General features: G+C 70.9%; 16 protein-coding genes. 10 read left to right on the forward strand and 6 right to left on the reverse strand.

Annotated elements, in window-relative coordinates; genetic code table 11:
- The first annotated feature begins 127 nt into the window (after positions 1-127).
- Positions 128-2,578, forward strand: coding sequence for a protein kinase domain-containing protein (locus GTZ93_RS20355; RefSeq protein WP_180946003.1), 2,451 nt, complete (start codon positions 128-130; stop codon positions 2,576-2,578).
- A gap of 120 nt (positions 2,579-2,698) precedes the next feature.
- On the forward strand, positions 2,699-3,436 hold the full coding sequence (gene blaCOR / locus GTZ93_RS20360) for a COR family subclass B1 metallo-beta-lactamase (RefSeq protein ID WP_257978975.1): 738 nt from the start codon (positions 2,699-2,701) through the stop codon (positions 3,434-3,436).
- A gap of 13 nt (positions 3,437-3,449) precedes the next feature.
- On the opposite strand, the gene GTZ93_RS20365 is transcribed toward blaCOR, so the two are convergent.
- The 3 genes from GTZ93_RS20365 to GTZ93_RS20375 all read right to left on the reverse strand — a co-directional run bounded on the left by GTZ93_RS20365 (position 3,450) and on the right by GTZ93_RS20375 (position 10,580).
- Positions 3,450-3,848 (reverse strand): hypothetical protein, encoded by a 399-nt coding sequence (locus tag GTZ93_RS20365; protein ID WP_257978974.1) that lies wholly within the window; start codon positions 3,846-3,848, stop codon positions 3,450-3,452.
- 72 nt (positions 3,849-3,920) lie between these two features.
- On the reverse strand, positions 3,921-4,847 hold the full coding sequence (locus GTZ93_RS20370; protein WP_257978973.1) for a CHAP domain-containing protein: 927 nt from the start codon (positions 4,845-4,847) through the stop codon (positions 3,921-3,923).
- Between the two features lie 33 nt (positions 4,848-4,880).
- Positions 4,881-10,580: a hypothetical protein gene (locus tag GTZ93_RS20375; RefSeq protein WP_139915708.1), complete on the reverse strand. Its 5,700-nt coding sequence runs from the start codon at positions 10,578-10,580 to the stop codon at positions 4,881-4,883.
- A 166-nt stretch (positions 10,581-10,746) separates the two neighbouring features.
- On the opposite strand from GTZ93_RS20375, the gene GTZ93_RS20380 reads away from it, so the two are divergent.
- On the forward strand, positions 10,747-11,247 hold the full coding sequence (locus GTZ93_RS20380) for a GNAT family N-acetyltransferase (protein WP_139915707.1): 501 nt from the start codon (positions 10,747-10,749) through the stop codon (positions 11,245-11,247).
- Between the two features lie 74 nt (positions 11,248-11,321).
- Entirely contained in the window at positions 11,322-12,083 is a 762-nt protein-coding gene (locus GTZ93_RS20385) for an endonuclease III domain-containing protein (RefSeq protein WP_139915706.1), read from the forward strand.
- Positions 12,084-12,086: 3 nt separating this feature from the next.
- Here the strand turns inward: GTZ93_RS20385 and GTZ93_RS20390 are convergent, their stop codons facing one another.
- Positions 12,087-13,355 carry a phospholipase D-like domain-containing protein gene (locus GTZ93_RS20390; protein WP_139915705.1) on the reverse strand — a complete coding sequence of 423 codons (1,269 nt, stop codon included), beginning with the start codon at positions 13,353-13,355 and terminating at the stop codon, positions 12,087-12,089.
- Positions 13,356-13,506: 151 nt separating this feature from the next.
- On the opposite strand from GTZ93_RS20390, the gene GTZ93_RS20395 reads away from it, so the two are divergent.
- The 5 genes from GTZ93_RS20395 (at position 13,507) to GTZ93_RS20415 (ending at position 20,607) form a co-directional block, all read left to right on the forward strand.
- Positions 13,507-15,921 (forward strand): acyl-CoA dehydrogenase family protein, encoded by a 2,415-nt coding sequence (locus GTZ93_RS20395; RefSeq protein WP_139915704.1) that lies wholly within the window; start codon positions 13,507-13,509, stop codon positions 15,919-15,921.
- Positions 15,918-16,433, forward strand: a complete 516-nt coding sequence (locus tag GTZ93_RS20400; RefSeq protein WP_120575283.1) for an ester cyclase — start codon at positions 15,918-15,920, stop codon at positions 16,431-16,433. Before GTZ93_RS20395 ends, GTZ93_RS20400 begins: the two co-directional genes overlap by 4 nt.
- 135 nt (positions 16,434-16,568) lie before the next feature.
- Complete coding sequence (locus GTZ93_RS20405; protein ID WP_276528789.1) at positions 16,569-18,110, forward strand: MBL fold metallo-hydrolase; 1,542 nt, start codon at positions 16,569-16,571, stop codon at positions 18,108-18,110.
- The gene (locus GTZ93_RS20410; RefSeq protein WP_139915703.1) at positions 18,103-18,552 is read left to right on the forward strand and encodes a DUF3293 domain-containing protein; all 450 of its coding nucleotides are present in this window, start codon (positions 18,103-18,105) and stop codon (positions 18,550-18,552) included. The genes GTZ93_RS20405 and GTZ93_RS20410 overlap by 8 nt, the downstream gene beginning before the upstream one ends.
- A 144-nt stretch (positions 18,553-18,696) precedes the next feature.
- Positions 18,697-20,607: a bifunctional metallophosphatase/5'-nucleotidase gene (locus tag GTZ93_RS20415; protein ID WP_139915702.1), complete on the forward strand. Its 1,911-nt coding sequence runs from the start codon at positions 18,697-18,699 to the stop codon at positions 20,605-20,607.
- 3 nt (positions 20,608-20,610) lie between these two features.
- Here the strand turns inward: GTZ93_RS20415 and GTZ93_RS20420 are convergent, their stop codons facing one another.
- Complete coding sequence (locus tag GTZ93_RS20420; protein WP_120575286.1) at positions 20,611-21,018, reverse strand: hypothetical protein; 408 nt, start codon at positions 21,016-21,018, stop codon at positions 20,611-20,613.
- Positions 21,019-21,143: 125 nt separating this feature from the next.
- On the reverse strand, positions 21,144-21,743 hold the full coding sequence (gene clpP, locus GTZ93_RS20425; protein ID WP_014399808.1) for an ATP-dependent Clp endopeptidase proteolytic subunit ClpP: 600 nt from the start codon (positions 21,741-21,743) through the stop codon (positions 21,144-21,146).
- Positions 21,744-21,927: 184 nt separating this feature from the next.
- Between clpP and GTZ93_RS20430 the strand changes: the two genes are divergently transcribed.
- Entirely contained in the window at positions 21,928-24,780 is a 2,853-nt protein-coding gene (locus tag GTZ93_RS20430; protein ID WP_139916566.1) for an ELWxxDGT repeat protein, read from the forward strand.
- Positions 24,781-24,954 lie beyond the last annotated feature (174 nt).

Consider the following 24,954-nt stretch of genomic DNA (forward strand, 5'->3'; position numbering starts at 1 on the left):
AATTTTTAGGCAAACCCTCGGTAGGGCGGCAGGCGGCGGGGCATGGCGTACCCAGGCGTTTCCCAGGTGATTCCGTCCAGGAGGAACCTCATGCGCCCAAAGCGGAAGCCGTGCAATATGCCGCGCCGTGCTGGCCCCCGACGCACTGGTCCTCGACGGTCGATTCCGGGTTCTCAAGCCCCTGGGCTCCGGGGGCATGGGTGAGGTGTACCTGGGTGAGCAGGTCTCCCTGGGCCGCAAGGTCGCCATCAAGGTCCTGCACCACGATCTGCACGCCCAGGCCGGCATGGCCGAGCGCTTCAAACGCGAAGCGCGCCTGCTCTCCGCCGTGGAGCACCCGGCGGTGGTGCGCATCGTGGACTTCGGCCAGTCCGGCGACGCCGCGTGCCTCGTCATGGAGTTCGTGGAGGGGCAGAGCCTCTACGACGCGCTCCAGGGCGGCCCGCTGCTCGCCCCCCGCGCGCTGGCGCTGCTCCAGCAGCTGGCGGAAGGGCTGGCCGCCATCCACGACAAGGGCATCATCCACCGCGACCTGAAGCCGGAGAACGTCCTCATCTCCCCGTCCGCGCGTGGGGAACAGGCGCGGCTGCTGGACTTCGGCATCGCTCGGCTGGTGGAGCCGGAGGCGGGCAGCGCGCTCAGCCAGGTGGGCGTGGTGCTGGGCACGCCGGAGTACCTGTCTCCGGAGCAGGCCGTGGGCGCGAAGGTGGACACGCGCAGCGACCTGTACTCCTTCGGGGTGCTGGCCTACCGCGTGCTGTCCGGGCGGCTGCCGTTCGACGGACCTTCACCGCGCCACTTCCTGTCGCAGCACGCCTCGCACGCACCGCTGCAGCTGGATCGCGCGGCGCCGCAGCTGTCGCGCTACGTGGGGCTGCTGTCGCTGGTGATGCGGCTGTTGGACAAGGACCCGGCGAAGCGCCCGCAGACGGCGAACGAGCTGGCGGAAGCGCTGGGCCTGGCGCACGCGGCGCTGATGGCGTTCACCCCCAGCCAGGGCACGCCCATCGTCCACGCGAACGCGACACCCTCCGCCGGCACGGCCGCCTTCGGACTGAACCCGGCGGCACCGCCCGGCCCGGGCTCCGGCACGTCGGCGTTCGGCGTGAATCCCGCACCCGCGGGCCCGGGCTCCGGCACGTCGGCGTTCGGCGTGGCGCAGGCTGCGCCTCCGGTCACGGCGCCCCCGGTGCAGACCGCGCCGCGCACGGGCACGGCGGCGTTCGGCATGACGGGCCGGCTGACGGGCCCGCTGGGAGCGGTGACGGGCGGCGCGGTGGTGACGAAGGCGCAGAACGTGACGGTGATGCTCACCGACATCCAGGGCTTCACCGACCGGATGAGCCGGCAGACGCACGAGGAGAACGCGCGGATGCTGGACACGCACGACCGGCTGCTGACGCCGCTGGTGCGCGAGCACGACGGAAAGCTGGTGCAGAAGCGCGGAGACGCACTGGTCGCGATCTTCCGGGCCCCCAGCGCCTCCATCCGCTGCGGCATGGCGATGCAGCAGGCGCTGTGGCGCTACAACCAGACGGTGCCGCAAGAGCACCAGCTCCACGTCCGCGTGTGCCTGCACGCGGGCGAGGTGCTGGTGACGAACGACTCGGTGCTCGGCGAGCCGATGGAGGTCGTGAAGGCGGTGGAGCACGTGGCCGCCGCGGACGAGGTGACCTTCACCGAAGCCGTGAACATGGTGCGAAACCGCGCCGAGGCCGCCGCCGAGCCCTGCGGCACCATTCCCCTGCCCGGACGCGATGAGAAGGTGCAGCTGTACCGGGTGACGCGCGCGACGGAGGGCTCACCGTTCGGCGCGGCGCTGGGCATCCCCGACTCCGGGGCGAAAGTGTCACCACTGGCTGGGCTAGTCTCGAAGGCACGCGAGGGTGCGGCCCTCTTGCGGCAACGTCCGCTCGTGCAAGCTGGCGTCGCGGGAGCGCTGGTGCTGGTCCTGGCGGGTGCGGCCTGGACGGTGCACGCGAATGATCCGCTGGTGCAGGCGCGTGGGTTGCTGAAGGACGGCAAGCCCAAGGAAGCACTCCAGCGTCTGGACGCGCCAGGCGTGCCAAAGGACGCGGCGACGGCGCGGCTGCGCGCGTTGGCGAAGCACGCGGTGGGCGCGCACAACGAGGAGCACGCCCTCATCCTGGGCCTGGACAAGGCAGGCCGGGAGGCTCCGGAGATGCAGCTCCTGGACGGACTGGCCGAGGACTTCGGGGACAACGAGAAGGACCTCTCCGCGCGCAGGGCCCTGGAGGCATTGCCCGCCACGACGGTGCGTTCCCATCTCGAGTCCCTGGCCAAAGGGACTCCCTCGACGAAGCAGTGGGGAGCGCTGCGCTATCTGGACTCGAAGGACAACTCGGGCCTGGACCTGGTGGGGCTCTACTCCACGTCGTTGGAGTCCAGCGACTGCGGCGTGCGCACGAAAGCAGCGTTGCGACTGGCGAGCCTGGGCAACGCGGCCGCCCTGCCCGCCCTCACGCGCGCGGCGGGAAACCCTCCCGGCGGCAAGGCCTGCAACCCGCAGACGTTCAATCGGGCCATTGAAGACCTGAAGAAGAAGTCCGCGCCCTGAGTCCGGCGTGGCTCCGCGGACGCGCGTGTGGCACGCAGGCCACGTGTTCCTCGCGGATCCGCTGTGCATCCATCTTGCACTCGCGGCGGGCCTCCCATGCGTTCCCCTTTCTGGAGCCTCATGAATCCACTGCGCTGCGGCCCTCTCCTGCTCCTCCTCACGGCCTGTGCCTCCACGCCCTCCGTGCCTCCTCCCCATTCCCAGGAGGAGTTCGTGCTCGCGAAGGACGTGCGTGTGCGGCGCATGGCGCCTGGCGTGTGGATGCATGTCACGGAAGCGAGCGGGGACTGGGCGGGTGTGACCGCGAACGGGCTCCTCGTGGAGGATGGTGACGCGTCCATCCTCGTCGACACCGGCTGGACGCCGGAGCACGCACAAGCGCTGCTCACCTGGGCCCGCGACACGCTCCACCATCCGGTGCGCGCCGCGGTGGTGACGCACTTCCACCTCGACCGGACTGGCGGCATCCCCACGCTCGACGCGCAGGGCATCCCCGTCCACGCTCGCGAGGACACCGCGCTCCGTGCGGGCAAGCAAGGCAACCCCGTTCCCTCGCGGCGGCTGGCGGATGCGCAGGACTTCGGACCGCTGTCGGTGTTCTTCCCCGGCGCGGGCCACTCGCCCGACAACCTCGTCGTCATGCACCCAGCGTCAGGCATCCTCTATGGCGGCTGCTTCATCAAGGACGCCCACGCCAAGAGCCTGGGCAACCTGGAGGACGCGGACGTCGCCGCGTGGCCGTCGAGTCTCCAGCGCGAGCGTGAGCACTTCCCCAACGCTCGCATCATCATCCCCGGCCATGAGCAGCCCGGCGGACCGGAGCTGCTCGACCACACCGAAGCCCTGCTGAAGCGCTGAAACACGCGGTGCTTCAGTCGTCCCGGTGCGCGTGGCCCTTCTTCTTGCCACGCCCCGGGCCGTCCCAGTCGTCATCCCAGTCGCGGCCCTTGCCCTTCACCTTGTCGTTCACCTTGATGAGGTTGCGCGAGTACGCGTCGTAGTCCAGGTGCAGGTGGCCCTTCTCGCCCCGGCCATCCACGCGGAACTTCACCTTCCACACGTCGTTGCCGGTGAGCTTCGCCTCCTGCAGGTCGCAGCGGTAGCCGCGCGAACGGCACTGGTCGAACCCGCGCCGCACGGCTTCGTCGTAGTTCATCGCCACGGGGCGTGAGGGCGGTGGTGGCCTCGGATGCGGACGCGAAGGACGCGTCTCCGCCACGATGCAGCCGGACGACAGCAACAGGCTTCCCAGGAGCAGGGGCAGTCTCATGCGAGGGATGACGCCACACCCGCGCATCAATTCAAACGTGCGCGCCGTGCGTCCCCTGCGACTGCCGTGAGACTACAAACCTCCAGGTGAAGCGAACGCGACGAACAGCTCCCCCGCGAGGTACGCGCGCATCCCCTTGCTCGCCGGTCGGATGAAGTCGTTAAGCAGCGCACCGGAGTTCAGCTTGTGCACCGTGGGGCGCGCCAGGTTCATGTGGCTGCGCGCCACGCCCTTGCCCCCGCGGTGGATGAACGTCACGGTGCCGTCCGGCGCCACGCTCTCCACGACCGCGATGTGCGTCATGCCGTCGTTGCGCTTGCCGTCGCGGTTGCGGTCGTACGTCTCCTTGAAGAACGCCAGGTCGCCCGGACGCGGGTTCAGCCGGTGCACCGCGCCCGCCGCCTGCGCGCGACGGAAGATGCCCGTCACCGCGTTCTCGCCCGCGAGGAAGCCGTGCGCCACCAGGTCGATGCCGGCCTGCAGGTACGCCAGCCGCACCAGCCCCGAACAATCATTGGGCACCGAGCGGTCCAACCGCCGCGCGCCCACCAGCTGCGCCGCGCGCGCCACGATGCCGCGCGCCAGCTTCGACGGCGGAGGCAGCAGCTCGTCCCAGAATCCGCCCGGCCCCTGCGTGGGACCGGTGAAGAGCGCCGCGGCCTCCAGCGCCGCCGCGATGACGCCCGCCTCCTCCGGCACCGGGTGCGGATCCGCCTCCAGCAGCGCAGCCAGTCCCGCGCTGCCCTCCGGCGTCACGAAGGCCAGCGGCGGAGGCGCTTCGGCCTTCACGCCAAGTGCGCCCTCCGCGCCCACCGCTGTACCCCTTGGCGCTTCAACTACGGGGGAGCGAGTGACGGCCGAGACCGGAGGTTCCACCGCCATGCGAGGCGCGGCGTCCGGGACGTGCGCACAACCCACCAGGCAGCCCAGCGACATCAGGATGACGAGCGACGAACGGCGCAGCAGCAACAAGTCCTCCGGGGGTGAAAACGGGCGCATTCAACCCCGGAATCGTTTTACGTCAAACAGCGATCATCCCTCCCAGGTCGCGAGCAGGTCGCGCACCCGCCCGTACTTCTGGAGCAGGGTGGCGCGGTGGGCGCTGAGCACCACCATGAAACCCACCACGAGCAGGCCCAGCATCGACAGGAACAGAGCGCCGATGCGGTGGTCGCGCATGCCGAAGCGCACCAGGTTGGCGGCCACCGCCGTCACCAGGAACGCCGAGCCCAGGTACACGTAGGAGCGGATCCGCAGCGCGATGCCCGCCCCCACGCCCACCAGGCAGAGGAACACGCACAGGAGCATCGCCCCGCCGTCGTTGAAGAGCAGCGGCTTCCACGCGCCGGCCACGTAGATGCCCGTCACCGCCATGGCGCGCAGCTGCGCGTAGGCGTCCTGCGACAGGCTCTTGCGGAAGACGCGCAGGAGCAGGAGCAGGGAGAGTCCCGCGGGGATGACGTAGTACTGCGGCTCGCCGGAGCCGGTGCCCAGCCACACGAGGTACAGCGCGGTGTTGAAGGCGGCGACGGACATCGTCGACGCGAGGCCCCTCTGCTTCGTGAACGCCCCGAGCGCCGCGAAGTGCGCCGCGTAGCCCACGAGCAGCGCCACCGCGATGAACGGCTGGCTCCACGGCACCGTCAACAGGCCCGCCAGCGGGAAGAGCCACGCGCCCGCCACGGCGGGACGGCGGAAGGCCTTGAGGCCCGCGCCCTCGCGCCGCACGAAGAGGTACAGGCCGATGAAGGCCGCGCCGCCCATGATGGACACCAGGCTGTCCGCGGCGTCGGGGCGCGCGTTCAAGCCGATGAAGCGTACGCAGAAGTAGCCCATCGCCACCGCCGCCTGCGCGAGCCACGCCGCGCCTTCGTCCTCCTCGCGCGCCGCGTGACGCACCAGCGCGAACAGCAGGAACACCAGCCCGCCGCACGCCACCCACGCCTCGCGCGCCGCGCCGCCCGGCAGACGCACCGCCAGCACCGCGAACAGCACCTCCGTGAGCGCGATGATGGAGAACGCCCGTCCCATGCGCCCGCGCACCGCCTTGCCCGCCACGGACAGCACCAGCGTGGCGAGCAGTGACGTCGCCGCGCCAAAGTACGGGAGGAGGAACTGCGCGCCCCGGCCGGTGGAGTGCGTCGCGCCGTAGTTCAGGATGAAGGCGTGCACGGCGAAGAGGGACGCAAGCCACCCCACCCACTCGCGGTCGCGGCGGCGCAGCACGACCACCCACGCCGTGGCCCACGCGAAGAACACGCACAGCGGCATGCCCGGGTGCGTAAGCGAACGCAGGCCCGCGAGTGACAGCAGCGCCAGCACCGCGCCACCGTTGTGCAGCGCCGCGCCCACCGCCACGCCGCGCTTGTCCAGCGCGAAGCCGACGACGGCCAGCAGCAGGCCCGTGCCCGCCACCATCGCGGGCGCCCACAGCGGCGGCACGGCGGCGACCAGCACCAGGCCCAGCAGCGCCGTGGCGGCGTTCATCATCAGGCGCTCGCGCGTCACCATCAGCGTCAGCGACGCGGCGCCCGCGACCAGCGCCACGGACAAGGGCAGCTCGCCCGGCCCCGCGTCCAGCAGCCGCAGGCCCACGAGCAGCGCCACGGTGCCGGCGCCGCCGGCCCACAGCGGCTCGCTCCAGGTGCCCTCGATGCCGGGGGTCAGGCGCGCGGTGACGTTCGTCAGCGTGCGCTGCACGGCGCCGGACTGGCACAGCGCGGACAGCAGCGCGGAGGCCAGACCCACGGCCGCGACGAGCAGGCCGCCTTCCGGACGCCACTGGCCCAGCGAGAAGACGTCCGTCTGGCCCAGCGGCGCGAGCGCGAATACCGCCACCGCCGCCGTGAGCAACCAGCGCTGCGACAACAGGAACGCGGACAGCAGCACCACCGCACCCAGCACCGTCAGAGCGCCAGGAGTCGGCGACATCAGCGTGGACATCACCGCGATCGCCAGGGCCGAGCCCGTGGCGGAGGCACGCAACGCCGCGTCACGCGGGCCGCGGAAGAAGGCGGCCAGGGCCTGAGGTGCGTGGTGGTCCGCCAGCCCCAGGGCCAGCAACAGACCGGTGGCCCAGGGCCGCGCCGCCGGGATGAACATCAGGATTCCGGACGCGGCGATGACGCGCAAGGAAGGCAGCGGGCCCGTCATGGGCACCAGCGCGATGGCGCAGACGAGGGCCGTGCGTTGGCTCAACCCCTGTTCCGGAACCAGCAGCGCCAGTCCGCCCAGGCACGCGAGCGCCACCTGCATGCACATCGACAACTCGTGACGCGGGCCCTCCTCCCGCGAGCGCAGGAGCAGCGAGGCGGCGGCCGGCACGTGCTCCACGACGCGCACCACCAGCAGCGGGAACAGCGGCAGCAGCGCGACCCACGCGAAGGGCGGGTGCCAGGCCATCAGGGTCACTACGCCGTAGGGCACCATCAGCGCCGCGGCGAAGGGCCGGTGCAGCGAGCGCGTCCACAACAGGGGCAGCAGCGCCGGACCAATGAGCGCGAGCTGAGTGGCGCCGCGCATCTGCGACAGCGCGTGCCCGTCCCACGACAAGGAGGCGTCCGCCAGCACCACCATCGCGCCCAGTGTGGCGACGATGCGGAAGGACTCGCCACCCGCGGCGATGCGCCGCACCGCGGGCACGTCCTCCAGGAGGGCCAGGACGCTGAGGAACGTGGCGAGTCCCAGCAGGGCCAGCGGGCCGGACGAGTGCAGCGCGAAGATGGCCTCGATGGAGGCCAGCATCAGCCCCAACGTCACGGGCAGCGTGCGGGCGGTGAAGAGCGCCGCCAGCGCCGCGCCCATCAGGAACAGGGACTGTTCACTGGAGCGGCCCAGGGCCACCGGCAGCAGCGGCAGGATGAGCGCGAGGATGCCCGCGGTGGTGGTGCTCGCGCTCTTGCCCTTGCGCGCGGCGACGATGGAGCCCACGAGCGATCCGGTGACGAGCAGCACCAACGACAGCCCTGGCGACAGCCCCCACGCGGTGTAGGCGTGCGGCACGTCCGGCAGGAGCGCGAAGCCCACGAGCACGACCGCGAACGGCCGCACACCGGTGAAGGAGCGGGAGGCCACCGCCACCGTCGCGGCGGCGGTGAGGAGCACGGGGCCCATGAAGACCTGCTCGGTCAGGCCCCACACCACCGCGAGCCCCGCGAACAGGAGGCCCGGCACGCCGAACCGCTTGAGCAGGCCGCCGCGCTCGCCCAGGAGCGCCAGCACCAGCGCGCCGCCCACCATCGCGGCGACCAGCGCCTGCGTGGAGTGGGCCGCGGCCAGCTTCGGCAGGATGGCGCCCGCGAGGAAGGCGCCGTAGGCCAGGAAGTTCTCGTCGCGCAGCCGGTACGCGGCCAGCAGGACGCCCGCGGCCCCCAGCGTCATGCCCACGACGGGCGCGGCGACGGGTGTGGTGCCCAGCGCGATGGCGACCCCGCACGTCGCGATGACACCGACCACGGCGGAGATGAAGCGCCGCGTGCGCTCGTCCGTGAGCCGCCACGTGAGGCCCGCGAGGCCCAGGGCGATGATGCCGGACACGACGACCGCGGGGGCCGCGCCGTAGACGCGGAAGGCGCTGTAGGGCAGCAGGCCGAAGAGCACCGCGCCCACGGCGGTCAGCGGGAAGCGCTTGAACAGCAGGCCCGCGCCCAGGGACATCGCGGCCAGGGCGAGCGTGGCGAAGAAGGAGGGCCGCGAGTCGGGCCCCAGGTGGGAGTAGATGACGAACGCGGGCGCGGCCCAGGTGGTGCAGCGCAGGAGCACGTCCGCGAGTCCCAGGGAGCGAGCGTCACCGGTGCGCTCGCCGCGCCTCTGGGCGAAGAACGCGAGCACCAGGCCCGCGAGCACGAACGGGACGGCCGTCAGCGCGCCGTACTGCAAGGGCAGCGGCGCCGCGGGCGGGTAGCCCATGCGCGTCTTGATGGCATTGATGAGGAGCGTGAGCGCGTGCGGGATCAACTGCGCGCTGGACGCATAGCTGAAGTAGGCGCCGGCGTACGCCGGGTAGAGCCACGGCAGGCGATTCAGGGGGCCGCGCGACAGTGACACGAGCGTGCCGGTGAAGATGGCGGCGGTGAAGAAGAAGGCGGGCTTGGTGCCGACGATGGCACCCGCGAGGCACGCCACCTGGAGCGCGATGGTGACGACCGCGAGCGGATCCGCGGCGCGCTTCTCATCGAGCGTGCGGAAGCGCAGGCAGGTGGCGAGCAGGAACGCCGCGAAGGGCGCGTAGGTGCCAGGAGGAACAGAGGTTCCGGCGACGCCCAGGGCCAGGTGCAACCGGATGGCGAACATCGCGGTGAGGAACAGGGGCGCGGCGAGCGCGAAGGTGAGCGCACCACCCTTGCGAGGGGTCTCGGTGGCCTTGCTCGACAGCAGGAAGAAGAGGATGCACGGCAGGGTGTTGAGCCACACCGCCGGAACGCCCACGCGCGCGGCCACGGGGGCCAGGCCCATGATGAGCGTGGCGCCCACGAGGCCCAGCTGGATGAACGGGCGCGAGGGCGCGTCGAAGGACTCGATGGGCTTGCGGGCGAGCCACGCGGCGACGCCGGACCAGGCGAAGAGGAGCGGCACGAGCAGCAAGGGGCGCACGCCGTCGAGGTGGAGCGCTTCACCGAAGCCCAGGGGCCCCAGCGCGACGCCACCCAGCGGAGCCACGGCGGAGCCGATGAGGCCGAGGATGCGGCCCGGCTTGCGCAGGGACTCGCGGCGGGCGAGGTAGCCGCCCCACACGGAGAAGCCGACGGAGTAGCCCACGGTCATGAGGAAGACGGTGAGCGAGCGGGTGACGGACGTCATCCCGTCCCAGGACTCGAAGACGAAGTAGAGCGTGCCGGAGAGGATGAGGAACGCGCCGATGAACCACGCGATGCTCTCGTAGAGGAACGGCCGCCACACGCGGCTCCACGTCGAGGTCTCCTCGACGATGCGGGCGGTGCGGCTGTTCGGAGCGGGCGGATCCACGAAGGGTTCGCCCGGGTTCGGAGGCAACTGGCGAGCAGTCCGCTGTTCGTTGACAGCCCGCGCGCGGGACTCGGCGGAGGTACGGGCCGCGTTCAGCCGGCGAGCCGCGGAGGCATCCGACAGGGAGGCGATACCCAGACACGCGATGAGGTCGAGCGAGTTGAAGTTGAACGAAGCGCCCGTGGAACCCGGAGTCGCGGAGGCGTCGGGGACAGCGTCAGAAGCGGTGGCGGTGGCGGTGTCAGCGACAGCGGCATCAGCAGCAGCAGCAGCAACGTGAGCGACGGAGGCATCGACGACAGCAGCGTGAGCAGCGGAAGCGTCCTCGACGACGTTCGCGGCGACCTGCGCGACAGAAGCGACGTCTACGTCGGAGGCCACGGCCTGCGCGACGGGGGTCTCCTCGACGGCCGCATCCACGGGGGGAAGCGTCACGGGACCGAGGGCGACAGCGCCCTCTCCCATCGTCGGAGGCGTCACGGCCTCGTTGCGAAGCTCGACGGGCGCGGACGTCAGCGCCTCGATGGGCGTCTCGGTGAGGACTGAGAGGAGGACGCGGGCCTGGCGCTCGTAGCGCTCGGTGAGGCGGCGGCCGACCATGGGCGGCACGTCGTGGACATCCCAGCGGCGCACCTCGTCCAGGAGGAAGTGGACATGCGCGAGCTCGGCCTCGATGGCGGAGCGAGCGCGGGCGGCGAGACGATTGCCACAGACGACGCACTGGGACGCGCTTCCCAGGCGTTCTTGTCGGCAGGCAGGACAGTACATGGAACTTCCCCCTCTACAACGACCGTGCCACGGAGAATGCCCTGGAAAGGCGCAGGATTGAAATCCACCGGGGTGCGTCGGGCGCGTGGCGGTTGTGCAGGGCGCTGCACAGGTGCACACCCGTCGCCGCTGGCCGGCGGTCGTGACTCATGGGACCGTGGAGGTCATGAGCACGGAACTGACGTTGAGGCCCATCGAGGCCCGGGACGACACGGCAGTGGCGGCGGTCATCCGAGCGGTGATGCCGGAGTTCGGAGCGGACGGCCCGGGGTTCGCGATCCACGACCCGGAAGTGGACGCGATGACCGCGGCCTACAGCCGTCCCCGGCACGTGTATTTCGTGGTGGAGCATGGGGGCCAGGTGGTGGGAGGCGCGGGCATCGCGCCGCTGGACGGAGGAGCGCCGGACGTCTGCGAGCTGCGCAAGATGTACTTCCTGCCCAAGGCCCGGGGCCACGGCGTGGGCGAGCGCTTGTTGAGACACTGTCTGGACTTCGCGAGAAGCGCCGGCTTCCGGCAGTGCTACCTGGAGACGCTGGCGGGAATGGATCAAGCCCAGAAGCTCTACCGCAAGGTCGGCTTCGAACCGCTGAGCGCCCCCATGGGCCGCACCGGCCACTTCGGCTGCGACCGTTGGTACGCGATGAACCTCACCCCTCCAGCCTGACCGCCCACCAGCCCGGCAAGTGCGCCCGGCCAGTCACGTCCTCCGGACCCAACTTCCCAGGTCAGGAGGCCCGCATGGCGGTCAAGAAGCAGTCCCGGTCCACGACGACAGGTCCACGGCGTGCCCCGCGTGCACAGAGCGCCCGCACCGCGCACGCCGCTCCGTCAGACACGGACAAGCTCCCGTTCGACATCGAAGAGGTCCTCCGCCGCGTGCGTCACGAAGTCCGCTCCTTCGCGGACGCCGCCATGTTCGAGCTCGCCGCGAAAGGCCACGGCTCCCTCTTCGAACAGCTCATCGCGTGCATCCTCTCCATCCGCACGCTCGATGAAGTCAGTCTCCCCGCATCCCTCCGCCTCCTCGGCCGCGCGCACACGCCCGAAGCCCTTTCACGCCTCACCCCAGCGGAAATCGACGCCCTCATCCGCCCCGTCACCTTCCACGAAGGCAAGGCCCATCAGGTCCACGCCATCGCCGTGCGCACGCGTGACGAGTTCCATGGTGAACTCCCCGCGGAGCCGGATGTGCTCCAGTCCTTCAAGGGCGTGGGCCCCAAGTGCGCGCACCTGGCGCTCGGCATCGCTTGCGGCCACGAAGTCATCAGCGTGGACATCCATGTCCACCGCGTCACCAACCGCTGGGGCTACGTGAAGGCCTCCACTCCGGAGCGCACCCTCGCCGCGCTCGAAGCCGTGCTCCCTCGCCCCTACTGGGTGGAGCTCAACCGGCTCCTCGTCCCCTTCGGCAAACACGTGTGCACCGGCTCCCGCCCGAAGTGCTCCACCTGCCCCGTGCTCCCCTACTGCCGGCAGGAGGGCGTCACCTCCCACCGCTGAAGCCTACCGGTCGTGCCCCGCCCACTGCGTGGCCCGCCGCGCGAACCTCCGCCACGGGTTCGTCCGGCCGCCGTTCTCCAGCGAGATCTCCTTCGAGTGCCGCACGTCCTTCTCCCAGCACGCCTCCAACTTCGAAGCAACCTCCCGGTCCTCGAACACCAGCGAGCCTTCGCTCAACTTGTTGAGCGACAGCGAATCCAGGTTCGTGGAGCCCACGACGCACAGCCAGTCATCCACCAGCATCGTCTTCGAGTGCAGCATCGCCGGCTGGTACTCCCAGATGCGCACCCCCGCAGCCAACAGCCGCTCGTACGTGGACCGCTGTGACGCGCGCACCACCGGCACGTCGTGCATCGGCCCCGGACCCATCACCCGCACGTCCACGCCCTGCCGGACCTTCACCTCCAGCTGCTCCAGGATGTCGTTGGGCGGCGTGAAGTACGCGTTGGCGATCCACAGCCGCTTCGTCGCCGAGGCCACCACCAACCGCACCATCCGCTCCGCCTCGGTGATGCCCAACCGCCCGGCGCTGTCGATGAACGCCGCGCATCCGCCTCCATCCGCTTTCAGCTCCGGGAAGCACTCGCGCGGCAGGAACCCTCCGCCCGACTCAATCCAGTGCTTGGAGAACGTCACCTGGATGCGCCGCACCTCCGGCCCCTCCACCCGGATGTGCGTGTCACGCCAGTTGTCCTCCTTCAGCCCGTCCCCCTCCCACACCTTCCAGATGCCGAAGCCGCCCGTGTACGCGATGCGCCCGTCCACCACGACGATCTTCTGGTGCGACCGGCTCAACAACCGCCCCAGCACCTTGCCCGCCAGCAGCCGGTAGTAGTGCACCTCCACGCCCGCGTCCGTCAGGCGCTTCTCGATCTGCTGATCAAAGTCCTTGTCCCCGGTCGTCTCCTCGCTTCCCACCGGATCCACCACCACGCGGCACTGCACGCCCGCGCGCGAGCGTTCAATCAGCGCCTCCACGAACCGGTCCGACAGCTCGCACGGCCGCCAGATGTAGACGAGCATGTGCACGCTGTGCTTCGCCGCGCGGATGTCCTCCAGCATCCGGTCGAAGACCTGGCTGTTCTCCAACAGGTGCATCCGGTGCCCGGGCGACAGCCCCACGCCCGTGGACTGATAGAGCGCGAACGAGAAGCCCTCCGGTCCCGGTGGCAATTCGAACGGGCCCTGCATCTCGTGCTTGCGCGTCTCGTCGCCGCCGTCGAACCCATGCGCCCCCGGCTGGGGCAGCAACTCGTCCATCAGCTCGCTCATGGTCCTGGCAACGTAGGGACGCCTGCCCTCCCCCGGGAGTCACCGCCCACCTCCTGCACCGGCCGGTGAACAAGACCCCATTCCGTCGTTGCCGGAGCCTTTCAGCGTGGCGACACTGCCCGGGTTCCGTTCCCTCGCCTGGAGAGTCCGCATGCTCGACGCCCCATCTCGCCCCTCCGCCCGGGAGCTGCTGTCCCTGTCCAGCCTCGCCCCGCTGGTCCCCATGCTGTACGTCGCCTGGACGGACGGCGAGCTGACGGGCGACGAACTCCGCGCCCTGGGCTCCGCCGCCCGCGCCCAGCCCTGGTTGGACCTCAAGTCCAGCTCCGTCCTGGCCCTCTGGGTGGATCCGCTGCGTCCGCCCCCGCCCCGCGAGCTGGCCCTCGTGCGTGAACACATCCGCGCCACCGCGGAGAAGCTGGCCACCAGCCAGCAGCAGAACCTGGCGGAGCTGGGCGTGCAGCTGGCCCAGGCGCTCGCGGGTGAAGCGCCCCTGAGCATCCCGCCCGCCGAGCTGGCCAAGGCCCTGGCCTCCATCGAGGCCACCCTGGGCGTGGACGGCAAGGAGGCGGTGCGCTCGCTGGTGCCCAGGGCGTCGCGCGTTCCGCACGCGGAGCCCCGCTCGCACACGTCGTCCTTCGACCCGACCGCGATGACGGCCGTGCTGGATCGCACCTACGCGAACGTGCGCCGGCAGGTGCGCGGTTGGCTGGAGGACGCGGACTTCCGCTACAAGGAAGGGCTCGGCACCACCGCCTACCGCGACCAGGTCTTCGACTGGCTCAAGCACCTGGCCAATGACGGCCTGGGACAGCTCGCCTTCCCCAAGGGCCGCGAGGGCGGCGGCGACCTGGGCGCGTTCATCGCCGCGTTCGAGACGATGGCCTTCTTCGACCTGAGCCTCGTCATCAAGGCGGGTGTGCACTTCGGCCTGTTCGGCTCCAGCATCCTGTTCCTGGGCACCAAGCGACACCACCAGCAGTACCTGCCCCGGGTCGCCTCGCTGGAGCTGCCCGGCTGCTTCGCGATGAGCGAGCTGGGCCACGGCTCCAACGTGCGCGACTGCGAGACGGTGGCCCGCTACGACGCGGCCACGAGCGAGTTCGTCATCCACACGCCGTCGGAGACCGCGCGCAAGGAGTGGATTGGCAACGCCGCCCGCCACGCGCGCATCGCCACCGTGTTCGCGCAGCTGGAGGTGGATGGCGAACGGCTGGGCGTGCACGCGCTGCTCGTCCCGCTGCGCGATGAACACGGCAAGGTGCTGCCGAACATCCGCATCGAGGACTGCGGCGAGAAGATGGGCCTCAACGGCGTGGACAACGGCCGGCTGTGGTTCGACCACGTGCGCGTGCCGCGCGACAACCTGCTCGACCGCTACGGACAGGTGACGGAGGCCGGAGAGTACACCTCCTCCATCACCGGCGACTCCAAGCGCTTCTTCACCATGCTGGGCGCGCTGGTGGCGGGCCGCGTGAGCGTGGCGTGCGCGTCGTTGAGCGCGACCAAGAGCGCGCTGACCATCGCCGTGCGCTACGGCGACCTGCGCCGCCAGTTCGGCCCCCAGGGCGCTCCTGAAGTCCGCCTGCTGGACCACCAGGTGCACCAGCTGCGGCTCTTGCCGCTCGTCGCCAAGGCGTACGCGGTGGACTTCGCGCTGGAGTACCTGGTGGACCGCTACGTCCACCGCACGGAAGACGACGCGCGCGAAATCGAGGCGCTCGCCGCGGGCCTCAAGGCCTACGCGTCGTGGAACGCCACCGCCACCATCCAGGAGTGCCGCGAGGCGTGCGGGGGCCAGGGCTACCTCACCGCGAACCGGTTCGCGTCACTCAAGGCGGATACGGACGTGTTCACGACCTTCGAGGGCGACAACACCGTGCTCATGCAGCTGGTCGCCAAGGGCCTGCTCACGGGCTACCGCCAGCGCTTCGAGGACGACCGCGTCTTCGCGGTGCTCCGCCTCATCGTGGATCAGGCCGCCACGGTGTTCACGGACCGCAACCCCATCGCCGGCCGGCGCACGGACACCGACCACCTGCGCGACAGTGACTTCCAGCTGCGCGCCCTGCGCTTCCGCGAGGAGGCGCTGCTCGCGTCGGTGTCCAAGCGCATCCGCAAGCGCCTCACCGCGGGCGTGGAGGCCTTCGAGGCCTTCAACCAGGTGCAGGCGCACCTGCTGGCCCTGGCGCACGCGAGCGTGGAGCGCATCGTGCTGGAGCAGTTCCTGCGCGGCGTGGCGGACGTGAAGGACGAAGCGCTCAAGCCGGTGCTGGGGCGCATGGCGGACCTCTTCGGCCTGTCCTGCCTGGAGTCCGCCAGCGGCTGGTTCCTGGAGCACGGCTGGCTCACGGCCCCCAAGGCCCAGGCCATCCGCAAGGAGCGCGTGAAGCTGTGCGAGGAGCTGCGGCCGGATGCCGTGGGGCTGGTGGACGCGTTCGGGATTCCCGACACCTGCCTGGCGGCGCCCATCGGCCTGGGGCGGCTGGCGCCCGGCGGTGAACGGTTCGACGACACGGCGGCTGACAGCGCCCGTGCGGGCCCGGCAGATTCCCGCGCGTCATGAGGACCTGTGCGTCGTGGGTGGTGTTGGGGCTCGTGGGGCTCACCGGTTGCGCGACGGTGTCCCCGGCGGAACGGGCCCGTCAGATGGGCGAATCCAACAAGGAACGCGCCCGCCTGTTCACCGAGGAGATCTACAACCAGAAGCGCCTGGAGCGCCTCCCGGAGTACATCGCGGCCGACTACGTGGACCGCTCCGAGGGCGCCCCCCAGGACCTCCGCGGCCCGGAGGTGGTGCGCACCCAGGCGGAAGCCGGGTTCACCCTCTTCCCGGACCTGAGGTTCGAACTGCTCCACGTGATGGCGGAGGACGACTGGGTGATGGTGCGCTGGCGCGCGACGGGCACGGACACCCAGGGCCCGCCCACCGCGGACGGCAAGTCCCGCCCGCTCACGTTCCACGGGGACTCGCTGTACCGGCTGCGTGAGGGCCGGCTGGTGGAGTCGTGGGACCTCACGGACCGGCTGGATCCGCTGCTCCAGCGCGGGTTCAAGGTCGTGCCGCCCGAATCCTGAAGCGTCCCGACCCGGGACACGCCAAACGGCCACGGGTCGGGCTCGACGCCGCTGGAGTCAGGAAAAACCGGGGCGTAGCGGGATGTCTCCCCATTGACACCTACGCACCGGACCCATCAGGGTCCGGGGATGAGGATGAACGCGGGACCCATGCGGGCCGCGGACAAGGCCCGACAGAAGGCCTTCCGCACGGCCTTTCCCTCCCACGGCCAGCGGCCGTCCTGGGGCGGCAGGTTGTTGCGCCTGTTCGGATGGGGCCTGCTCCTGCTGGGTGCGTTCCTGCTGGTCGTCGTCATCGACGGCTGGCGTTCGTTCGGCGAGGTGCCGGAAGGAGCACGGCTGGAGCGGATGAAGCGCTCGCCACAGTGGCTGGACGGAAGCTTCGAGAACCCGCAGCCCATCCTGAACAACTGGGAGCGGACGCTGTCGGACCTGTTCCACTCGAGCCCGGATAGCTCGCCCCGGATGCCGGTGGTGGTGGACCGCATCGACCCAAAGCGCTTCGCCACGCCGCCCGAGGACGGACTGCGCGTCACCTGGCTGGGGCACTCGTCCACGCTGGTGGAGGTGGACGGGCACCGCGTGCTCACCGACCCCGTGTGGGGCGAGCGCACGTCACCGCTGGGGTGGATTGGCCCGAAGCGCTGGTTCCCCGCGCCCATCGCGCTGAACGAACTGCCGCCCATCGACGCGGTGGTCATCTCCCACGACCACTATGACCACCTGGACTTCGCCACCATCGACGCGATGAAGGACTGGGACACCACGTTCGTGGTGCCGCTGGGCGTGGGCTCGCACCTGGAATACTGGGGCGTGCCGGCCAACCGCATCGTGGAGCTGGACTGGTGGGAGCGCACGAAGGTGAAGGGGCTGGACATCGTGTGCACGCCCGCACGGCATGCATCGGGCCGGTTCCTCCAGCAGAACAAGACGCTGTGGGCGGGCTGGGCGCTGGTGGGCTCCAAGCACCGCGTCTACTACTCCGGCGACACGGGCCTGTTCCCCGCCATGGAGGAGATTGGCGCGAAGCTGGGGCCGTTCGATTTGACGATGATTGAGACGGGCCAGTACGGCGCAGGCTGGCCGGACTGGCACCTGGGGCCGGAGCAGGCGGTGCTGGCCCACCGGCTGGTGCAGGGCCGGTTGATGCTGCCGGTGCACTGGGGGCTGGTGACGCTGGCGTACCATGGCTGGACGGAGCCGGTTGAGCGCTCGCTCGTGGCCGCGAAGCACGACGGCGTGGGCATCACCACGCCCCGGCCCGGGCAGGACTTCCTCGCGCTGACGCCGCCGCCCGTGGAGCGTTGGTGGCCCGACCGTCCGTGGAAGACGGCGGAGGAATCGCCCATCGTGGCCAGCCAGATTCCACCCAAGCTGCGGGAAGGACACCCGGCGCTGCCGTTGCTCCCGGTGCCCGCGGCCGTGAGTCCGCAAGCCGCGAAGCAGGCGACCCCGAAGACACCAGCAGCGCCGAGCGTGAATCCTCCCGCGCCGCCCGCGGCTCCGCAGGGCGCGAATCCGACCGCCGCGACTCCGCCAGCCGCTCCGCCGAGCGCGGATCCTCCGTCGCCGGCTCCGCAAGGCGCGGGGACGCAGCCCGCCGTCCCAGCGACGGTGGTCACTCCTGTCCCCAGTCCACAGGGCACGGGAGCCGCGGTCGCGATTCCGCATGAGTGACGCACGGCGGGCCGCGCTGCACGGGGCCTTCAAGGATACGGGCTACGTCGTGCGACCGCATCCGCTCGTCGGCGACCGCAAGCACGTGCTGCGCGTGGATGCCTTGCATCCGGAGCTCGACGCCGCGCTCACCGCGCACCGCTTCACCACCTGGGCCTTCCTCACCGCGTGGAACCCGCGCGCGCACGCGCGTCCGCTCCGCACCAACGCGCGCCTCCAGCAACGGCTGCTCGCGCTGCTCGAAGCCCGGGGCCACCCGAGCGTGTCCGCCGTGGGCGTGGCGGAGGACCGCCGCTGGTTCGAAGAGAGCCTCTTCGTCCCCGGCCTGTCCCGCGACGAAGCCCTGCGCTTCGGCCGCCTGTTCGACCAGGAGGCGGTGCTCTGGGGCGCGGTGGGCGGCGCCGCGGAGCTGGTGATGTGCCGGGAGCCCGCGCACTCCTGAGCCCGCGCCCTGTGTCGGCCACGTCACATCCGACGGGACGACACGCATTCGGAACCCCGCCCCCACCTCCGCGCCACGAGACGATGCCAGGGTCCCCGCGCCTCGCCGGGCCTACCGCCTCCCTGTCCCAGGAGCCGTCTCGATATGCAGCCTTCTGTCCCCCGCACGCGTGATGTCGCGCGTCCCAGCGTCTTCCTCCTCGCCGGCGCCTTCGTCACCGGCCTGCTGCTCGCCTTCCACGGCGGCTGCGGCAACAACGAGTGCACCAACGCCTTCGACTGCCAGGAGCAGAACCCCGCGCCGGAAGGCCAGGGCTGGACCTGCGTGGACCACGTCTGCCAGGCCGTCACCTTCCCACCCCCGGCCAACAACACCGACGCGGGCACCGGCGACACCGACGCGGGCACCGACGACGGCGGCACCACCGTCGCCGTGAAGATCATCGCCTTCAACGACTTCCACGGGCAGCTGGAGCCCGCGGCCGGCACCGGCGGACAGATTCACCAGGCCCTGCTGGCGGACGGCGGCGTGGACACCACCACCCGAGTGAACGCGGGCGGCGCCGTGTACCTCGGCCGCTACATCGCGGACCTGCGCGCGAAGAACCCGAACTCCATCGTGGTGTCCGCGGGTGACCTCATCGGCGCCACGCCGCTGCTCTCCGCGCTCTTCCACGACGAGCCCACCATCGAGGCCATGAACGACATCGGCCTGGACATCAGCGCCGTGGGCAACCACGAGTTCGACGAGGGCGGCACGGAGCTCTTGCGCATGCAGTCCGGCGGCTGCCACCCGGTGGACGGCTGCCAGGACGGCACCGGCTTCACCGGCGCGAAGTTCAAGATCCTCGCGGCCAACGTCGCCACCGGCGCGAACAGCACCCTCCTCCCGCGCTACGACGTGCGCACCTTCGAAGGCGTGAAGATGGCCTTCATCGGCATGACCCTGGAGGGCACGCCGAACATCGTCACCCCCACGGGCATCCGCGGCCTGGAGTTCAAGGACGAGGTGGAGACCGTCAACGCGCTCGTCCCGGAGCTCAAGGCGCAGGGCGTGAACGCCATCGTCGTCATCGTGCACGAGGGTGGAACGCCCGGCATCGACTCGCTCTACAACGAGTGCAAGGGCTTCACCGGCCCCATCGTGGAGATCGCGTCGAAGCTGGACCCGGCCGTGAGCATCATCGTCAGCGGCCACACGCACCAGGCCTACAACTGCACGCTGAGCGGCAAGCTCGTCACCAGTGCCGCGTCGGTGGGCCGGCTCGTCACGGACATCGACGTGACGCTGGACGCGGCCACGGGTCAGGTCGTGAAGGCCCAGGCCCAGAACGTCATCGTCACCCGCACCGTGACGCCCGACCCGGAGGTCGCGGAGCTCATCACCCGCTACAAGGGCCTCACCACGCCGCTGGAGAACCGCGTCATCGGCTACATCGACCAGACGCTCATTCGCGGCAACATCCAGCTGGACCCCACCGGCCAGTCCACCATGGGCTTCGTCATCGCGGACGCGCAGCTGGAGGCCACCAAGGGCGCGACCGTGGGCGGCGCCCAGATTGCCTTCATGAACCCGGGTGGCGTGCGCGCGGACCTGCTGCGCGACCCGGCTGACCCCAACGACAAGGGCGCCGTCACCTACGGCGAGGCCTTCACCGTGCAGCCCTTCGGCAACAGCCTGGTCACCCTGACGCTGACCGGCGCGCAGATTGAGCGCTTGATGGAGCAGCAGTTCCAGCTCGCCAGCCCCCGCATCCTCCACCCCTCCGCGGGCTTCACGTATGCGTTCAGCGCGTCCGCGCCCGCGGGCGCCAAAATCGACCCCGCCAGCATCCAGCTCAACGGCGTGGCCATCGACCCGGCCGCCAGCTACCGCGTCACCGTGAACAGCTTCCTCGCCCCCGGCGGCGACGGCTTCACCGTCCTCACGGAGGGCACGAACCCGCTGGGCGGCGCGGTGGACTCGGATGCGCTGGAGGCCTACCTCACCGCGAAGAGCTCGGAGGCCACGCCGCTCCCGGCCCCGGCGCTCGACCGCGTCACGCGGCTGCCGTAGCCATCACTGGGGGCCCGAGCCGCCCGTCGCGGGGCTCGATTCGCTGGGCAGGGAGGTCCTGGGGAGGGGCAGCAAGGAGGGGTTGATGTCGATGAGCCTCGACCCCGTCACGCGCTGCGCCAGCTCGTCGAAGTCCACCTCCAGGAACTTCCCGGAGCCCTCCTCCGGGAGCGCGAAGCGGACCCGCCAGTAGTTGGGGCGGATCCGCACCGCCTCGCCCGCTTCCGCCAGCACCATGCCGCTCTGCCGGGCGTACTCCGCGCCCGCGTCGACGACATTGCGCTCCCCCAACTCCTCCTGGACCGGCTGGGAGCTGGGGGGAACGGGAAGGCGGCCCGTGGGACCGGTGGCACAACCCACACCCGCCAGGAAGGCAGGCAGCAGAGCAGCGGCAAGGAGGCGGGGCAGCATGCCCCAACATTGGGCACACCCCCGTCAAGCTGCACCGAGGGACGGCTTGCGAAGCCGCCACCCATCGAATGCCTGCCCGGAGCAGCGGCACGGGGCCTGCTCCTCCGGTCCCGCTGGAATGGAAGCTACTTGGGCGCCGGCACGCCCGAGGCGCGCTCCACGACCTCGTCGATGAGGCCGTACTGCCGGGCCTCCTCGGCGCTCATGAAGTAGTCGCGCTCGGTGTCCTTCTCGATGCGCTCGATGGTGTGGCCCGTGTGCTTCACGAACAGGCCGTTGAGGTACGTGCGCAGACGGAGGATCTCCTTCGCCTGGATGTCGATGTCCGTCGCCTGACCCTGCGCGCCACCCAGCGGCTGGTGGATCATGATGCGGCTGTTGGGCAGGGCGTAGCGCTTGCCCTTAGAGCCCGCCAGCAGGAGCAGCGCGCCCGCGGAGGCCGCCTGGCCCACGCAGATGGTGGACACGGGGCACTTGACGTACTGCATCGTGTCATACATCGCGAGCGCCGCCGTGACGGAGCCACCGGGCGAGTTGATGTAGAGGTTGATGCCCTTGTCCGGGTCCTCGGACTCCAGGAACAGCAGCTGGGCGACGATGAGGTTGGCCACATCGTCGTTGATGGGCGTGCCCAGGAGGATGATGCGGTCCTTGAGCAGACGGCTGTAGAGGTCGTACGCCCGCTCGCCGCGGTGCGTGGTCTCAATGACGAAGGGGACGTTCATGGCCCCCGTACCCTAATCGTCCCCCTTCCCGCGCGCTCCCCCCTTCTTGCGGGAGCGTGCGCTGTCCCACGCTTTGACCCGAAGTGAAGCGGCCGCCCTTGTTGCCGGCGGGCAGCGTCCCAACACATCCCTCGCCGACACGCACCCACCGTCCGTGCGTCCGGCGTCTCTGTTGGGGGATGTCATGCGTTGGAAGCAGTCGTTGAGCACGTTGGCCGTCTTTCTCTTCTCACTGGGCACGAGCACGGGTTGCGGGTCTCCGGCTCCCGCGTCCGGAGCCGAGCCGCTCCCCGCCGAGGAGGGCCCGAACGAGCCCCTCCCGCAGCCCGGCGATCCGCCGGTGAAGGAGGAGCCCGGCCCGGTGGTGCAGCAGCCGCCGCCGGTGAAGGAGGAGCCCGGCCCCGTCGAAGAGGAGCCCGAGCCCGTCGAGGAGGTCATCGCCTCGCCGTTCCTGGTGAAGGACGTCACGCCCGGGCTCCTGGCCGCGCTCCCCGCCGCGCGGACGGAAGGGTACGTCCCGCTGGGGAACCGCTGGTTCTTCAGCGTGGACGACGGCGTCCACGGCAAGGAGCTCTGGAGCACGGACGGGACGCGGGAGGGCACGGCGATGGTGACCGACCTGCTGCCCGGCGCCGAAGGCTCCAACCCCGAGTCCCTCGTGCGCATGGGAGACCGGCTCTACTTCACCGCCCGGATGCTGCCGGGCCTGTACGCGCTGTGGAGCTCGGACGGCACCGCCGCGGGCACCCGGCGGGTGACCCTGCTGGGCAGCCACGCCCAGAACGTCGCCGTGGGCGATGGCGTCTTCATCTTCAAGGCGAAGGCCGAGGCCGGCTCCTCGTGGTGGAGCAACTCGTACAGCCTGTGGCGCTCGGACGGCACGCCCCAGGGGACCTGGCAGCTGGGGGAGTACGGCTTCTCGGACCGGGTCACCGCGATTGCCCCGGTCTGGGAGGGCGGCACGCTCGACTTCATCGTCCGGCTGTTCGACGGGGGCGCCCAGCTGTGGCGGACGGATGGCACGGCCCAGGGCACGCACCAGGTGATGGGCATGAGCGCCCCCTGGGAGCCCACGCTCATGACGCGGGTGGGCAGCCGCTACGTCTTCTGGGCACGCGGCAGTGAGACGGGCCCCTTCACCCTGTGGAGCACGGACGGGACGCAGGAGGGGACGGTCTCCCTGAAGTCCGTGCGCTGGAGCAGCTCCACGGAGGAGCAGCCGATGGAGCCCCTCACCGTCATCGGGGACACGGTCTACTTCCGGGGCTGGGACGCCGAAGCGGGCCAGGAGCCGTGGAAGACGGACGGCACCCCCGAGGGCACCGTCCGCATCGCGGACCTGCGGCCCGGCGCCGCCGACAGCCACCCCGTCTTCACCGCCACGTTCGCGGGCAGCGCCTGGTTCACCGCGCTCGAGGGGACGGACACCGTGCTCTTCAAGACGGACGGCACCTCCGAGGGCACCGTGCGCGTGACGCCCCCGGGCGCGCGGCTGGACGCCGAGGCGAAGCCCCAGGCCACGCCCTCGGGTGTCTTCTTCTCCGCCTTCAGCACCGCCGGGGGAAACCAGGTGTGGCGCACGGATGGCACCGCCGGTGGCACGCTCCCGGTGAGCGCCGCGGATCCGCGGGGCCTGCCCTGGCTGGCCGGCTGGGGCGGGGACCGGATGTTCTTCACGTCCGCGGAGGGCGTGCTCCAGGCGACGCGGGGGACGCCCGGCACGACGGACACCCTGGCGCCGCTGACCGCCGGCCAGGCGGGCTCCTTCGACGCGAGCACCGAGGTCGTGGACGTGGACGGCACGCTCTTCTTCACCGTGCCCGTCCCCCAGGGCGCCGGTCCGTCCGGACGGGCGCTGTGGCGCTCGGACGGGACGGCCGGGGGAACGCAGCCGGTGGAGCGCACCTCGGAGCACGAGCCCACGCACCTGACGCCGCTCAACGGCGGCCTGCTGTTCCTCGACGGGCGCGACCGCACCTCCCTCTGGTGGATGGACCGCGCGGGCAGTGAGTCGCGGCGGGTGGGAGACCTCGGGGGCAACGCTCCCCGGCTCGTCTCCACGGGGAAGCACGTCTGGTTCGTGCGTGGGCAGCACCCGGACCTGCAGGAGCTGTGGCGCACGGACGGCACGGTGGAAGGCACCCTGCGCGTGGTGGACCGCATCGGACGGGGCATCTACAGCGACATCCCGCCCGTGCTCCGGGCGGTGGGGGACACGCTCTACTTCACGACGGTCCAGGACGTCTGGACGCCGATGAACGACACGCTGTGGAAGTCGGACGGGACGCGCGAGGGCACGGTGCGCGTCCACTCCTTCGCGAACGGCCCCGGCTGGGGTTCCATCCGGAACATCTGGCCCGCGGGCTCGCGCGTCTACTTCCACCTGATGGGGGACTCCTGGACCCACCAGGTATGGGTCACGGAGGGAACGCCGGAGACGACGCGCTTCGTGGCGGAGCTGCCCTTCACCAACGTCCCCGGCCACGAATCCGCGGTGCTGGGCGACACCCTGTTCCTGCCGCTTGGCGCGGGCATCAACGTCCCGAAGCTCTGGAAGACGGACGGGCAGAGCTCCGGGGTCGTGCGCGAGTTCAGCCAGGGCCCCACCATCGGGGGGCCCACGTCCCTCATCGCGCAGAACGGCCAGCTGCTGTTCTGGGCGTCGGATGGCTTGAACGGCTATGCGCTGTGGAAGAGTGACGGCACGACGGCGGGCACGACGCCGGTGGAGAGCGCCCCACCGCCCGACGCCGCCGTTCGCGTCACGTCCCCCAGTCCCCTGGTGTCGCTGCGCCCGGGCGGACCGCTCCTCTTCACCGCGTCGGACAGCGACGCCGGCCTGGAGCTGTGGAGGACGGATGGCACGGCCCGGGGCACGAAGCGGCTGGTGGACAGGGTCCCCGGGACCCGGTCCTCGGCACCCGCGCACCTGACGGTCGCGGGTGACCACCTCTTCTTCTCCGCGTGGACGCCCGAGTCCGGGCGCGAGCTGTGGGCCCTGCCGCGCCAGGCCCCCGAGGCTCCGGCTTCGCGATAGGCCCCGACCCCGGACGTGGAAGTGAAGCGAGGCCCCCGGCCCGGCGTGCCATCCGCGCCAGGCCGGGGGCCTCCTGCGTCGCGCACGAAGCCGCCACCGCGCGCTGCCTCACGTTTGCGCGAGCCCGGAGGAGTCGGAGAAAGCCTACCGATTCGCCGGAGTGTGTCTGTCAAA

The sequence above is a fragment of the Corallococcus exiguus genome, assembly GCF_009909105.1.
Lineage (GTDB): Bacteria > Myxococcota > Myxococcia > Myxococcales > Myxococcaceae > Corallococcus > Corallococcus exiguus.